Genomic DNA, 15429 nt, shown 5'->3' on the forward strand with positions numbered 1-15429 from the left:
ACTACTCCTGCGTGGTTCAGGGAGTGTTTCGAAGGCGTACCGATGACGCACTACGCTAGAGCACGCATCGCTCTTGCAGCAGGCACCGGGCCAGGGTTTGAGCTGCCGACAGAATCCGCTCGACCTGTTGGTCCATGTCCGTGCTGGACGGTCCGTCGATGCTCAACTCAAGGACTCGCAGCTTGTGACCACAGACCGACCCCAGCCAGGCGAGGCCTGGGACTGCTTCGACTTCGACATCCAACAAAAAGCAATTTGGACACACTGGACTGAGTAGCTGCTTGGCCTGACAGCGAGAAGTTGTTACCGACTGCATCGGCTTCGCCCCTGACTGCAGCCAGTCGAGCATCAACTCTGCCGGACGCTGGACCGCCAGATAGGCAACCTGGTCCCAGTCGTCTATTGCGACGTGCACCTGATCAATGATGTATTTGGGTAACGACGCGCTGATGACAATAACCACCCCGACATCCGCCGAAGGCTCCTTGATCCAGGCTGCTGCTTGCGACATCGCATCCATTGCACTCACTCCCCGATAATCTGCACCCATTTGCACAACCTGATCCTGGAGAGCGAACCTTTCGCCAGGCTCGCTCCTCGATTTGTCGTGCGCCGATACATCTCAACCGTTACGGAACAGGAAACTAAAGGCATTGAGGGCAGACACTCCACCCAAATGCGCGTAAAGCACTTTTGCCCCCTCAGGGAACTCGCTACGAGTTGGATATCCAAACGCGCGCAGTGACTTCGATGAATAAATAGTAAGAAAAAAAACTAAAATATGTGTTGCAAGTTACTCGCCAATTAAAAAACATTATTTCGATCCAACCAGTATTTTCATTTTGTTATTGCTCCGCAGCCATCGCTAACACAATAAACAAACAACGAAAACCTGATACCTCCCGTGCCCTGCCCCGTGCAGCCTGATCGCACCGACCGCGCGATTATCAACCCCTTGCAGCGCGATGCATCCATCTCCAACGTTGCATTGACCGACACAGCGAAATTGAGCGCCCCGGCGTGCCTGAGACGTGCCGAACGGCTCAAGCAGGCTGGGCTGATCAGGGGGTTGGACAATTCATGGGGATGCGCCAGATGCCGTCTTCGCTCTGAATCAGATCAACCCCAGGCTCAGCGCCTTGAGTGTGGCCGCTGCACGAGTGGTGCATTGCAGTTTGCGGAACATGCTTTCGACGTGAGTGCGCACCGTACTCGGGCTGATGCCAAGCTGACGCGCCACTTCCTTATTGCTGCCGCCCTCACTGATGCAGCGCAAGATTTGTGTTTCACGTTCGGAGAGTGGGCTGCTGCTTGCTCTGGAGACGGCCATGGCGCGCCTGCCCTTCTCGCTCAAGCCGGGTTGCCGCGGTGGCTGGCTGCGCAATGCTTGCAAGGTCAGTGTTGCAACCCGCAGCCGATAGCGGACCTGCGCTGCATCACCTTCGAAGCCGCGGACATAGCCGCGGCCATCGAGCCGCTCATAAGACTGCACCGCCCCCTGAGCTGCCAACGAGCACCCAACAGCCTGGCCACAGGCGCGCGATGTCCAATGAGGCACCCCCGCGTTCTTTTCAAAACCGTCGTCTGGAAGTGCTCCAGGAATGAGCCAGACATGATGAGCCGCCATGACGTGGCTCTCGGCATTGCTTGACAGGCAACTAAAACCGTTCAGGTCCATCATGCTCAGCTCCTGGTTATTTTATTCAGCTTGTTCGACAGGTCCGCTGCTTAATCTTAGGTAGATTCAATAAAAAGCGTGTTGCATCTTTTCAATAAAATACGAAACAATATTTTGCCAATGATCATAGAAACGATTTTTATTGCAAATAAATTAGAAGTAACGCAATAAAAATAACTTGGCGCCTGCCCAAGCTTTATTCCACCCGCGCGCACGTGAACCTGCCGAAACCAACGATGCTGCCAAGCGATTGAAACAAAAGACTTATTCGACTTAGCCTCCAATCCACCCCAGCGTCAGGGCTTTGAGGGTCGCAGCCGCGCCACCTGCCGACATGTCGTTTCCTCCGGGCATTCGATTGAACATTATTCACCGCCTCGGATAAATGACCGATACCTCAGCCGCCGAGTATTGCTGAAACTGCGCTCACCCCACACAGGAGATCGCATCATGTTCAAACCCAAGGCCCTTGCCCTCACACTCGCCATGACCTGTTCATTGTTCGGCGGCGCGGTCCATGCCGCGGCGCAGCAACCTTCTGTCGTCATCGTCCATGGCGCTTTCGCCGACGGATCCGATTGGGGCAAGGTCGTCCCGCTGCTGCAGGCGGAAGGCATCAAGGTCACCGTGGTACAAAACCCGCTGACCTCGCTGGCTGACGATGTCGCCGCCACGCAGCGTGTCCTGAACAACCAGGAGAACGATGTCGTATTGGTCGGCCACTCCTGGGGCGGTACCGTCATCAGCGAGGCTGGCACCGACAAGAAAGTACGCAGCCTGGTGTACGTCGCAGCGTTCGCTCCGGATGCCGGTCAAGCCAGTAAAGACCTGGGCAAGGACTACCCTGCTCCGTCCGGCGTGAAAGACATCGCCGCCGACAAAAACGGTTTCTTGTACATGACCGCCGAGGGCATGGCCACCGGTTTTGCCCAGGATCTTTCCGCAGAGCAAACCGCGGTAATGGCCGCGACGCAAGGGCCGATCCGCGCCTCGGCATTCGATGACAAAACCAGCGCCGCCGCCTGGAAAGGCAAGCCATCCTGGTACGTCGTGGCCAAGGAAGACCGGATGATCCAGCCTGATCTGCAGCGAGCTTTCGCCAAGAAGATCGGTGCCAAGGTCACCGAAATCGACGCCAGCCACGTGCCGCAACAGTCACGCCCGGCAGATGTTGCAAAAGTCATCATCCAGGCTGTTCAGAAGAGCCAATAATTTCGGGCCTCTTCTGCGCCGGGATCGAGGGAAGTGCTGCGTCAGGATGGATTGCCACCGGTCTCAGGACAGGGTGGCGGAAGCTCGGACGCAACGCACTTCCCTCGCAACGGTCGTCACATCTGGCGAGATTGAGCTTCGCCTCCTGCTACCCAGCCGACGGCAAACATCCGTTGGAACCTTTTGCCCCCCTGCCGTCACTCATTGCCCAGCAAACAAAACGGCAGTCGATGGCCCCGTCATCGTGCCCGGCTTCCCCTATCAATACCCTAGCGAGATCCACCGCATGTTCTCCCCAGCAATGATTTTGCACCTCGATCTACGCTTGAACCTGGCGAGCGATACCACCCCGACCAAGGAACCTCGCTCATGCCTATGAATTGCGCGCGGAATAAACACCATTTCGATTTCATCGTCTGTGGCGCGGGAACCGCCGGCTCCGTCGTGGCCGGACGACTGGCCGAGAATCCCGAGGTGGAAGTGTTGCTCATCGAGGCGGGAGGCAGCGATGACCACCCCCACGTGCTGGAACCGGGGAACTGGCCGCTGAACCTGGGCACCGAGCGCGACTGGAACTTCGTGGGCGCCGCGAACCCTCATCTCAACGACCGGAAAATCCCATTGAATATGGGCCGCGGCTTGGGGGGCGGGTCCAGCGTCAATGTCATGCTGTGGGCCCGCGGCCATAAAAACGACTGGGAAGACTTCGCCGCACTCAGTGGCAACCCGGCGTGGAACTACGCGTCGGTCCTGAAAATTTATCAACGCGTGGAAGACTATCAGGGCACCTGCGATCTGGTGCGTCGCGGCAAGGGCGGACCGGTTCATGTCGCGCCTGTGCGAGACGCCCAACCGATTGCCAACGCCATGATCAGTGCGGCTGCCGGCATGGGTATACCGGTTTTCGAGAACCCGAACGGCGCTATGATGGAAGGCCGCGGAGGTGCAGCCTTGAACGACCTCATCGTCAAGGACGGACGGCGTAATTCCATTTACCGCGCCTACGTCGCTCCACGCTGTGGTCAGCCCAACCTCACGGTCCTGACTGATACGCTTGTCAGTCGCGTACTCTTCAGGGACCAACGCGCCATCGGCGTAGAAACCATAAAAGATGGGCAGATCGAGTGCTTTTACGCCGATCACGAAGTCATTCTTTCGTTGGGGGCGGTCAACACGCCCAAGGTCCTGATGCAATCAGGCGTGGGGCCAGAGGAGGAACTGCAGCGCCATGGTATTCCGTTCGTCCAGCATCTCCCCGGCGTTGGCGCCAATCATCAGGACCACGTGTCCTTTGCCGTTATTTTCGAATACGCGACTCCACAACCGGTGGGTTACGGCGGCTCGGAGGCGACGCTCTACTGGAGCAGCGAAAGCGCTTTGCATCTCCCCGATATGTTCCACTGCCAAGTTGAATTTCCAGTGCCCAGCGCAGAGAACGCCTCACTCGGCGTTCCCGCACATGGCTGGACAATGTTCGCAGGCCTTGCCCATCCGGAAAGTCGCGGCCGGGTCAAGCTCAGCGGCCCGAATGTGACCGATGCCCCGATCATCCAGCCCAACACCCTGTCGCATCCCACCGACCGGCGCAACGCGCTGGAAAACATCCGATTTGTCCAGGAACTGGGCGCGCAGGCGCCCTTCAAGGGCTTGGTCAAACGTGAAAGCCTGCCTGGAAAACTCAACATCCAATCGCTCGAACATTACGCTCGCAACGCTGCCGTTACTTACTGGCACCAATGCGGTACGGCAAAAATGGGCCAGGACGCGATGTCCGTGGTCGATAGTCAACTGCGCGTCTACGGCGTCCAGGGACTGCGCATTGCCGATGCCTCCATCATGCCGCATATCACGAGCGGCAATACGATGGCCCCGTGCGTCGTGATCGGCGAGCGGGCCGTTGAGGCTATACGGTCCGCTTACGAGCTTTGAGCGTCAGCAGGCGCCGGTGACTGTGTTCGAGCCGGCCACTCGCCGAGGGCTGCGCCGAACCCTGCGGGAGAACCGGGCCTTGCTTGAATTAACGCGTGTGCGTCAACCCACCCAATGAGTTTTACCACGGTCCTAATCATGATTTCAGATATGCAGAAAAAAACCAGCGTCGCGCACTGGACGGGCAGAGTCCTGGGCGCTCTGGTGGTGTTGGCATTACTTGCCGACGCCGGTGTGAATATTTTCGCGCCCCAAGTCCTCGCAAAAAACATGGAGCTGACCGGATTCCCCGATCACCTCTCCTCTGTCATTGGCAGCATCATTCTGGTTTGCACCGTGCTCTACGTGATTCCGAGAACCGCCGTGTTGGGCGCAATACTGGTGACAGGATTCCTGGGTGGTGCCATTTGCACCCATTTGCGCCTGGGTGAATTGGGCTCCGCCTCGCAGATCATCAGTGGGCTATTGGGCATTGGGGCCTGGGCTTCGCTTTACCTGCGCAGCGATGCCGTCCGTTCTCTGCTGCCGTTGGTTGAAAGCAAAGGGCGAATATCACGTTTCTGAGCGCCAGGCGTTTATGGGCACACCGCATGCGGTTGATTTGATTCGCCGATCAAGCAGCAGCGCAAGTCCAGTCATCAGCTCCTTTGGTTGGCCGCATCCAGCCAATTTTTAACGCGCGCCTTCGGGGCGCGTTTTTTTCGGTGCCATCACCCACGGTTTCCGGGACCAAAAGCATCACGCCGCATAACTATGAAGGCGACAAGCAGATGATCATGAATGCGTTAGGCGGTATTCCACTCGGCCGGCCCTAACCTCCAGGAGCAAATGCCCGAGGCGTGCGGAACCGACATGCCTGAAATCGCCACCTACTCGAGAACTAAATTCTGGAAGCGGATGGAATGAGTAGCTTAGGCCCGGTGCAATGGAACCAAACGTTCAGCTTTAACGCCGATAAAGCACCTGAGGCCGGGCATACCACAGCAGTTTCTGCCCGCCCGCTGACTGAGGTCGTCCGCGACGATATCGATAAAGTCAGCCAGCAAACAGGCATCTGTGCGCAGCACTTGCACCAGCTCCATGACATCGCTCGGAAGCATCGATGCATTATCGCTTTCCGCCCTGTTGATCCACACAACGCACAGCTGATAGGGATGGGCTATCCAACCAAGGGGCTGAATATAAAAGGGAAGAGTTCCATGGTCGGCCCGCTGTTCGGTTTTATTCCGGCAAATCAGCAGCTCAGTGGAAAAGGCAGCACGACACCGGCCGATATGGAAAAAGCGAATCTGCAAATCGAGCGGTGCGTGGAGAGCGGCCACGCGGTTAAGGTGCCTTTGGAACTGCCAGCAGCACGCATGGACTACCTGAAGCAACACAATTTGATAAGACCGCTTGTTCCGCCTGCGTTCGCAAGTACCAGGGAGGATGGGACCACGTTTAACTTCACTGCTGATAAAACCGCAAACGGCACCTATCGAATAGCCATAGACGGTCAGGCTGTTGAAGTGCTGGCACCGAACGTTAAACCTCACGGCAAGCCTGCTCTTCCCTTCACCGCCGACTACGACTTGCTGTTTTTGATGCCGCAGTGGGATGACGTCCCGCAACAGAGTCAACGACGAGGCTCGGCAAAACCAGCTGCGCCAAACGAGCAGCCCACCGATCTTGGTATCGCCTACATTCGATCGAAATATGAAAATGTCGCCGTCAAAGAGACGGCGGGTGCCGCCCCGACTGTTGATTATGTCACCCGCCTCGAGGAACGAGTCATTGACGACATCAACCACTCATTACGCGGCAAGTTGAAAACACATCTGAATGTTGATGACCCATCAGACTGGAACCTGGTTCATCATGGCTCGGACGAAGGCAACCCAAGTACAAACATGCACAGTAACCTTCCAGCTACCGTCATTGCTCCGCAAGCACTGGGCGAATTTGGCGCCATTGCGGTCATACCGGACAAGGTCAAGTTAAACGATTTCCTGGAGGAGGCGCGTGATGCTCACGCAAGCGGTCATACAGGCTATGTGCTGGTCGGAAACAGGCGTTGGTTTGATGACGAATTAAAGACTAACGTCGCCAACCGCAGTCAAGAAATCGAGCGCAAGCTCAGTAGTCAGTCGTCGACTCTTTCGCCCCCTGAGACTCGTCGCGGGAGTATAGCGTCCGGCCAAGGCAGCCGGCGTGGCAGTCATATTTCCCAGTCTGATCTGGATTTATTGAAAGTGGTTGCCGAGCAGCGGCGAATTCAGTCCGGTGGATTGACCGGGTAAATCCTCGCCGACTTATACGGTGCAAATTTATCCAGCTGACGTGGGAACCGGCACAACACTATTGGCCACTCATTTGACCGAACCAATTTGCATAAGCGCATGAGGAGAGAAAGCAAATGATACCGGGTGCAAGCAGCTCTCCCGTGTTCCTTGGTCGCTTGCGGCATGGGCAAGCCATCGAGTCTGCCAAAACTTCGGCTCAAGCCGAGCACGTCGATAAACTTTCACCCGCACATTTGAGTAAAAAGACCCTTGATGCTTTTAAGGAGACCTCCCCGGACATGATTCAGTCGGCCATTACCCATATGGCTGCCAACGCCATTGCCGATGGGACGCTGAACCTCTACTCAACTGAGCACAACGAGGCAACATTCAAGCTATTGCTACGTCAAGGCAATACCAGTCCGGGTGAATTGCTCGTGCATGCAAGAAAGAATGAGCAACAGCGCTACGACATTTTTGAACTCAAACATAAATCCTACGCATCGGGTCCCACCGAAACTGTCGTGCTCATGGAACGGTCGAAAGAAGCCAACCGTTCGACTGAACCTCATCATGCGGCAAAGGAAAAATCAAAAAAACTCAACCTTCTTTTGTCGAAGCCGGGTGTTGAATCCCGTAAACAGGACCTGCCCAGGCTGAGCGAATATGCTCGAGAGCAGATTGAGAAAATCGATGAACAGTTCGTTGGTCGAAAACTGGATAAACAAGACGTTCGCAAGCAATACCAACGTCTCGTGCAGGAAAACCAGCAATTGCCTGCTGCGGGAAAAAAATCAGAACCTGAGCTATGGAGAAGCGCGATAAATGATGCCAAATTTTTAGAACGTTCTGCCCTATCCGCGCGCCATCAGATGGCCCTTCGTCAGGGCAAAGGTCCACTGGAGGCGAAAGCAATGGCCGCCTTGAGTGCGCTTTACACCCCTATCGGCATGGCACGTAAAGCCCTTAAGTCCAAACAAGAAAAAGTCGATCAGCAGGAACAAGATACCCGGCGCAAACTCGACGCATTACCGCCGCAGCGGACCGCTGGAATCGGCGCTTCGCGTCCTAAGCGAAGCAGCCTGGATTCGTTGGCGCTGACCGACATGTCATTGGAAACAGTCAACCGGGCTTCCGATACCAGACTGAGTCGCGTCGAACCCGGCGAACCCGATGATCCAGCGATCAAGGCCGGTGCCGAGGCTTATCAAGCGCTCAGCCCAAAGACCCGTGCGGCGCTCGACGCGATTTTGGAGCTGGTCGACAAGCATGGCGAAGCGGCGTTCTCGGATCTCTCCGAGGAAGCGCGACACTCCCTGGGCGAGTATCGCGATCTGTCCTTCAGACTTTCCTTAATAGACGCCGACGGTGGTGAGTCAAACGACTGGACATCGAACCCTGTGCCAACCCCATAGCCCTGTCACGGCTCCGTAGGGCCATCAAGCACCCACCGAACGACTCGCTTTCATCACCGGATAAAACAGTGTCTGTCCAGAAATCGCACGTGCTCAAACCCGTGCTGCCTATCTCGTATGAGCAGATGGATCGCTTGGTCGCGTCGATACAGCCTACGCTTCTCGAAGAAGCGTTCAGTAGCATCATCGGTATATTGCGAGGTGGAGGCCCCTTAGCGCTGATGGTCTCGCATGCCACGGGCGTTGAACCGGCCTTTTTGCGCTATTACCGGGTCGATCGGAGCGTGATTTGGGACTCGTCGATCCCCCTTCCTCCACCAGGCAGCAAGGTGTTGCTCTGTGAAGACATCGCTGGCACCGGGCACACCCTGAAGGACTGCCTGGCATTCTTGCAGCGCAAGGGATTGATCGTGAGGGTTTTCACTGTCGGCTTTGACGACCTAAGCGGTATACGCCCCGATTACGGACTGGACGGGCGAGGGTATTTCTTGCAGTTCCCTTGGGAGCGCCAAGCCCTTACCTGCGCCTATCGCGATCGCTGGATCGACACCGGTGGCGGGCGTACCGGCAGGATGGCCCATGACCATGATTACGACGTGTACGCCATCGACCTCGACGGAATACTGCTTCCAGATATCCCGCTCCAACGTTATGCGGCGGACTTGAGTGCGGCGCTTGGCGAACGCGACCGCCTCGAGCCCTTCAAGCAGCTGCCACCTCTGGGGCGGGTGAAGGCGATTATCACCGGGCGCCCGGAGATGGATCGCGTTCGTACTCAAGCCTGGCTAAGCCAGCACGGCCATGGCGGGACACCGCTGATCATGAGAGATACCCGCTCGTGCAACGACAGCCCAGAACAGGTTGCCCTCTACAAAGCCCGGGCATGCGTACAATTGGGGTGCACGCACTTCGTTGAAAGCGACCCGACACAAGCGATCCTGATCGCGCAGCAAGCGCCTTTGCTGCGGGTCATCTGGTGGGATGCCGGGTGCGGCCGGGGAAGATTGATCGGCGCGGCAGATTGGAAACACGGTGCGCCTGGGGCGCCATCCTGAACGCGAAAATGGCGAACACGCCGCTGGTTATCACTGCGGGCCACGCTGGTTATCATCCACAGCAGCGCAACAAACAGAGCAGTGAACAGCTTTGATCGAGGCATCCGGGGTCCGTTTCCATGACAATTGCGAAGCTTTTCTCATCTTTTCGCTTCGGAGAAAATTTTTATTGCACGAGAATCGACGAACCCGGTCGCATAAATATCAGTGCTGTGACTCAGGTTCCACTCTCCGAGTGACGCCGTTTCGCCAGAAAGCCTCCACGCGTTGAACAGACGCAAACAAGGAACGCTCCATGCCCCCACGCTCCGGTCCCGCCTCCGCTTCGCCATTGCCTGAAGACACCGGTTTCGTCCGGGTGCGTGGCGCCCGCGAGCACAACCTCAAGAATGTCGACGTCGACATCCCTCGCGATGCCCTGGTGGTATTCACTGGCGTGTCGGGGTCGGGCAAGTCGTCGCTGGCCTTTTCCACGCTTTATGCCGAAGCCCAGCGCCGTTATTTCGAGTCAGTCGCGCCTTATGCCCGGCGCCTGATCGACCAGGTGGGCGTGCCGGACGTGGACAGTATCGAAGGTCTGCCGCCAGCGGTGGCCTTGCAACAGCAGCGCGGCACGCCCAGCGCGCGATCCTCGGTGGGCAGCGTCACCACCTTGTCGAGCCTGATCCGCATGCTCTACTCCCGAGCGGGTAGCTACCCGGCCGACCAACCGATGCTGTACGCCGAGGATTTCTCGCCCAACACGCCTCAGGGTGCCTGCCAGCAGTGCCACGGCCTGGGCCGGGTCTATGAAGTGACCGAAGCGTCCATGGTGCCGGACCCTTCGTTGACCATCCGCGAACGCGCCGTGGCGGCCTGGCCCATGGCATGGCAGGGCCAGAACCTGCGAGACATCCTGGTAACCCTGGGTTATGACGTCGACGTTCCTTGGCGCGACCTGCCCAAAAAACAGCGTGACTGGATTCTCTTCACCGAAGAGACCCCCACTGTCCCGGTGTACGCCGGGCTCACCCCGGCCCAGACCCGCGCAGCCCTCAAGCGCAAACTCGAGCCCAGCTATCAAGGCACGTTCAGCGGCGCCCGACGCTACCTGCTGCACACGTTCATGCACTCCCAAAGCGCCCAGATGCGCAAACGCGTGGCGCAATACATGCGCGCCAGCCCTTGCCCGGTGTGCGAAGGTAAACGCCTCAAGCGCCAGGCACTGACGGTGACCTTTGCCGGCCTGGACATCGCCGAACTGTCCCACCTGCCGTTGCTGGAACTGGCCGAGGTGCTCAAGGGCGTTGCCGCCTCCGATTATCTGGCGCAAGCCGAGGAACCGGGAACAACCCTCACCCACCAGCAAACCCGCGAGGCCCGCGAGCAACGCGCCGCTCGGGGTGAGAATCCCCATGCCGGCGGGCCTGATGCACGCCACACCCACAATCTGTCCCTGGAAAAACGCCTGGCCGCCCAACGCATCGCCACTGAATTGCTGGAGCGCATCGTCACCTTGATCGACCTGGGCCTCGGCTACCTGGCCCTGGAGCGCAGCACACCGACGCTGTCTTCCGGCGAGCTGCAACGCCTGCGCCTGGCAACCCAGCTCAACTCCCAGCTGTTCGGCGTGATCTATGTGCTGGATGAACCCTCTGCCGGCCTGCACCCGGCCGACAGCGAAGCGCTGTTCCAGGCCCTGCAACGCCTCAAGGCCTCGGGTAATTCGGTGTTTGTGGTCGAACACGACCTGGACACCATGCGCCGCGCCGACTGGCTCATCGACGTCGGCCCCGACGCGGGGGAACAAGGCGGAAAAATCCTCTACAGCGGTCCACCCGCGGGCCTGCGGCAGGTGCCGGAGTCACGCACCCGCGCCTACCTGTTTGCCCAGGACAGCGCTGCGGGGCGTACGCCTCGAACACCCAAGGATTGGCTACGCCTGGAAGGCATCACCCGCAACAATCTCGACAACCTCAGCGCCGCCTTTCCCTTGGGTTGCTTCAGCGCCGTGACCGGCATTTCCGGCTCGGGTAAATCCAGCCTCGTCAGCCAGGCCCTGCTGGACCTGGTGGGTGGCCATCTGGGCCAGGCCAGCCACAACGCCGAAGCCGACGAACAATGCCTGGAAGATGAACCGCTGCAAACCAGCGGTGGCCACGTCACCGCCGGACTCGAGTCGGTCAAGCGGCTGGTCCAGGTGGACCAGAAACCCATCGGTCGCACCCCGCGCTCCAACCTCGCCACCTACACCGGGCTGTTCGATCACGTACGTAAATTGTTCGCCGCCACGCCTCAGGCGCAGGAACTGGGTTTCGATGCGGGACAGTTCTCCTTCAATGTCGCCAAAGGCCGTTGCGAAACCTGCGAGGGCGAGGGCTTCGTCAGCGTCGAGCTGTTGTTCATGCCCAGCGTGTATGCACCCTGCCCCACGTGCCACGGGGATCGCTACAACCCCCAGACCCTTGAAGTGAACTGGCAGGGGCTGAATATCGCTCAGGTGTTGCAACTGACCGTGAACCAGGCGCTTGAGGTGTTTGCCGAGCAGGCGTCGGCAAAGCGCTCACTGCAAGTGCTGCAGGATATCGGGCTGGGTTATCTGCGCCTGGGTCAACCGGCCACGGAACTGTCCGGCGGCGAGGCCCAGCGCATCAAACTGGCCACCGAGCTGCAACGCAAAGCCCGGGGTGCCACTTTGTACGTGCTGGATGAGCCAACCAACGGCTTACATCCCCAGGACGTGGATCGCTTGCTGGTGCAATTAAATCGCCTGGTGGATGAAGGCCACAGCGTGGTTGTGGTGGAGCATGATATGCGCGTGGTGGCGCAGAGTGATTGGGTCATCGACATCGGCCCGGGCGCTGGGAACCAGGGCGGGAAAGTCGTGGTATGCGGGGCTCCGGCGAAGGTCGCGAAATGCCAGGAAAGTCGAACGGCGGCCTTTCTGGGCAGGGTGCTGCAGCCTGGAGGTTGAAGGGCAACCTGCCTGGCGCACGGCCTGTGGCGAGGGGGTTATCCCCGCTGGCTGCGCAGCCAGCGGGAACGGCCAGCTCTCGTCATAACGTCAAACCGTACGCGAATACTGGACCGTCTGGTCGACGCCCAGGTACGCGTCGAAAGCCATGGCCACGTTGCGCATCATCAATTGCCCCTGGGGCAGCAGCACCAGCGAGTCGGGGTGGATCTCCAGCAGTCCGTCGCGCACCAGTTCCTCAAGCCGGACCAGGGCATCGGCAAAGTACTCGTTGAAACCCACACCGTGACTGATCTGGATCCGGGTGAAATCGATCCGTCCATGGCACATCAATTCGCTGATGACCTCGCGGCGCAACCGGTCATCGTCGCTCAGGCGATAGCCGCGCTGCACCGGCAGCAGGCCTTGATCCAGGCGAGCGTAGTACTGAGAAAGCTCCTTGACGTTCTGACCATAGCTGTCACCGACCTTACCGATCGAAGACACACCCAGGCCGATCAAATCGCAATCGGCATGGGTGGAATACCCCTGGAAGTTGCGTTGCAGCGTGCCCTGGACCCGAGCGCGCACCAACTCGTCGTCCGGCAAGGCGAAATGGTCCATGCCGATGTAGACATAACCGGCTTCGGTCAGACGATTGATGGTCAGTTCCAGCAACTCCAGCTTGCGCTCCGGCGGCGGCATGTCTTCGGGTCGGATCATCCGTTGCGCCCGCACCCGTTGCGGCAGATGCGCATAGCTGTAGGCGGCGATCCGGTCGGGACGCAGGGCGATGATCTTGCTCAGGGTCACATCGAAACTGGCGATGGTTTGCAGCGGCAAGCCGTAGATCAGATCGACACTGACGGACTTGAAACGCGCCAGCCGGGCCGCCTCCACCAACTCGACGACCTGGGCCTCGCTCTGCACCCGATTGACCGCGGCTTGCACCTGGGCATCGAAATCCTGGACGCCGAAGCTCAGGCGATTGAACCCCAGCTGGCGCAGCCCCTGGATCTGTTGGGCATCGATGGTCCGCGGATCGACCTCGATGGAAAACTCATGGGCGTCACTGTCGTCCATGTCGAACGCCTGGTGCAGGCACTCCATCAGATCGGCCAGTTGCTCATGGGTCAGATAGGTCGGCGTGCCACCGCCCAGGTGCAGTTGCGTCAGTTTGCGCGAGCGGTCGAACAACGCCCCCTGCAGGCCGATCTCACGCTTGAGGTAAGTCAGGTATTCAGCGGCGCGATGAGTCTTGCGAGTAATGATTTTGTTGCACGCGCAGTAGTAGCAAAGGCTCTGGCAGAACGGAATATGGATGTAGACCGACAAGGGTTTGGGCACCGGGGCCTGGTTGCTCAGCTCGGCGGCCTGGCGGTACTCATCGATGGCAAAGGCCTGATGGAACTGCGGGGCCGTCGGATAGGAGGTGTAGCGCGGCCCCGGACGGTCGTACTTCTCGACCAGGGCGCGATTGAAAGCGGATACAGCATTCATGATGGGGTCAACCTGTCAAAGGGGCCGGTCAAAGTGCCTGCGTCGTCGGGAACTGGATCGAACAGATTGCAGATCGCATCCACACTCAGGCGCCCGGCGGGCAAGATGCCAATAAAACGGCTGGTCAATTCGATCAAACCCTGGCTGCGCAATACCTCCAGCTGCGGCCAGATGGACGCGAAATAATCGCGCAACACCACGCCGAAACGCGCTTCCATGGCCGGGATATCCAGCTCCAGGTCGCAGGCAAGTTGCTCGGTCACCGCGGCCCTGAGCAGGTCCTGCGCCTCACAGCGCCAGCCGCGAGACACAGGCAACTGCCCGGCGTCCAGCTGCTGGCAGTACTCCAGCAGGTCATCGGTGTTCTGCACGTACAAGTGTTCGATCTGGGTGATGGCCGACAGGCCGAAACCCAAGTGGTCACAGCAACCGCGCCGAGTGAAACCCTGACAATTGCGGTGCAGGCGCCCGTGCTCTTGGGCGACGGCCAGGTCATCGTCCGCCCTGACGAACTGCCCCAGCCCGATGTAGTGATACCCCGCCCCGGTCAGTTGCTCGCAGCAGATTTGGCGCATGGTGTCTGTATCGGCCTGGCTGCTGAAGGCATCCGCCGCTTGGTGTTTTTTCGAACGATAGCGATACGGCGCATGGGCGTAGTCGAACACATGCAGCCGGTCGGGCTCCAGTTCGATCAGCGTGCCCAGTTTGCGCGCGAAGCTGTGGGGCGTTTGCCAGGCATGGCCATAACCGAGATCGATGTTGATGGAACGGAAACCGAAGGTTCGCGCGGCATCGATCAGCGAATGAATCGGTGCCGGGTTCTGATAGCAATCCACGGACAAATCGCTGTCCAGGCCAATGTCCGGTACTCCGATGCTGACGTGGGTGAATCCCTGGTCGCGAATCAGCCCCATGGTGGACCAGTCGGTGTGATGCAGGTCGACCTCGATGCTGTGTTCGGCGCTGTCGTATTCACAGAACTCGAAACGTTTGCGCAGGTCATCCATCAGCCGCTGCAAATGGGCGATCACCGGCGTACCGCCAGTCAGGCAGAACGCCTCGACCCGACGCCCTGCGCCCAAGTGACAACCGACCAGTCCGATTTCATAGGTCAGGTGTTGCAGATAGCCCTCGATCTCGCCACACCGGCACACGCTCGCCAGGGGCGAACACGATGACAAACGCAAGCGCGAAGGCAGATGCACCGCCAGGGACAGCGGCCGCCGTTTATGGCGGCTGTCGCGCAACTCCCGAAGCAGATCGAGCGAGCCAACCCCCGTATGGAATTTGCGCGTACCGACCGGGCAATCGACATCAGCCACCGCCGGGGTACGGCGCGGGGCTCGATCGCCGGGGGTGTGGAACAGGTCGAACATGACAATCTCCGAATGGCTGCGCAGGCACAGTGTCGGACTTGTCCCGATGGGTCGCCTTGACCTGTATCAAG

11 protein-coding genes and 2 pseudogenes are annotated in these 15429 nt (G+C 58.9%); 8 read left to right on the top strand and 5 right to left on the bottom strand.

From position 1 onward, the window contains the following. Positions 1-55 precede the first annotated feature (55 nt). The gene (locus PSH91_RS14040) at positions 56-550 is read right to left on the bottom strand and encodes a transketolase (RefSeq protein ID WP_306110012.1); all 495 of its coding nucleotides are present in this window, start codon (positions 548-550) and stop codon (positions 56-58) included. Between the two features lie 72 nt (positions 551-622). Continuing rightward, positions 623-715 (bottom strand): annotated as a pseudogene (locus tag PSH91_RS14045) (1-aminocyclopropane-1-carboxylate deaminase); the annotation flags it as partial. 177 nt (positions 716-892) lie between these two features. On the opposite strand from PSH91_RS14045, the pseudogene PSH91_RS14050 reads away from it, so the two are divergent. After that, positions 893-1072, top strand: a pseudogene (locus tag PSH91_RS14050) (Lrp/AsnC family transcriptional regulator); the annotation flags it as partial. 42 nt (positions 1073-1114) lie between these two features. Here the strand turns inward: PSH91_RS14050 and PSH91_RS14055 are convergent. Further along, a complete protein-coding gene (locus PSH91_RS14055; RefSeq protein ID WP_305465952.1) occupies positions 1115-1681 on the bottom strand; it encodes a LuxR C-terminal-related transcriptional regulator in 567 nt (188 codons plus the stop codon). 447 nt (positions 1682-2128) lie between these two features. Here PSH91_RS14055 and PSH91_RS14060 point away from each other — a divergent pair, with 447 nt between their 5' ends. The 7 genes from PSH91_RS14060 (at position 2129) to PSH91_RS14090 (ending at position 12503) form a co-directional block, all read left to right on the top strand. Beyond that, positions 2129-2890, top strand: a complete 762-nt coding sequence (locus tag PSH91_RS14060; RefSeq protein ID WP_047225817.1) for an alpha/beta hydrolase — start codon at positions 2129-2131, stop codon at positions 2888-2890. A gap of 369 nt (positions 2891-3259) precedes the next feature. Further along, positions 3260-4819: a GMC family oxidoreductase gene (locus PSH91_RS14065; RefSeq protein WP_305465955.1), complete on the top strand. Its 1560-nt coding sequence runs from the start codon at positions 3260-3262 to the stop codon at positions 4817-4819. A gap of 150 nt (positions 4820-4969) precedes the next feature. Beyond that, entirely contained in the window at positions 4970-5383 is a 414-nt protein-coding gene (locus tag PSH91_RS14070) for a DoxX family protein (protein ID WP_305465957.1), read from the top strand. A gap of 338 nt (positions 5384-5721) precedes the next feature. After that, entirely contained in the window at positions 5722-7098 is a 1377-nt protein-coding gene (locus PSH91_RS14075) for an anthrax toxin-like adenylyl cyclase domain-containing protein (RefSeq protein ID WP_281459180.1), read from the top strand. Positions 7099-7214: 116 nt separating this feature from the next. Further along, entirely contained in the window at positions 7215-8495 is a 1281-nt protein-coding gene (locus PSH91_RS14080) for a hypothetical protein (RefSeq protein WP_305465958.1), read from the top strand. Between the two features lie 68 nt (positions 8496-8563). After that, complete coding sequence (locus tag PSH91_RS14085) at positions 8564-9550, top strand: phosphoribosyltransferase (protein ID WP_305465960.1); 987 nt, start codon at positions 8564-8566, stop codon at positions 9548-9550. 295 nt (positions 9551-9845) lie between these two features. Continuing rightward, positions 9846-12503, top strand: coding sequence for an excinuclease ABC subunit UvrA (locus tag PSH91_RS14090; protein WP_305465961.1), 2658 nt, complete (start codon positions 9846-9848; stop codon positions 12501-12503). 90 nt (positions 12504-12593) lie between these two features. Here the strand turns inward: PSH91_RS14090 and hemN are convergent, their stop codons facing one another. Next, on the bottom strand, positions 12594-13982 hold the full coding sequence (hemN, locus tag PSH91_RS14095; RefSeq protein ID WP_305465962.1) for an oxygen-independent coproporphyrinogen III oxidase: 1389 nt from the start codon (positions 13980-13982) through the stop codon (positions 12594-12596). Beyond that, complete coding sequence (locus tag PSH91_RS14100; protein ID WP_281459176.1) at positions 13979-15358, bottom strand: coproporphyrinogen III oxidase; 1380 nt, start codon at positions 15356-15358, stop codon at positions 13979-13981. Before PSH91_RS14100 ends, hemN begins: the two co-directional genes overlap by 4 nt. Positions 15359-15429: the final 71 nt, after the last annotated feature.

Source organism: Pseudomonas sp. FP1154 (assembly GCF_030687245.1).
Taxonomy (GTDB): domain Bacteria; phylum Pseudomonadota; class Gammaproteobacteria; order Pseudomonadales; family Pseudomonadaceae; genus Aquipseudomonas; species Aquipseudomonas rhizophila.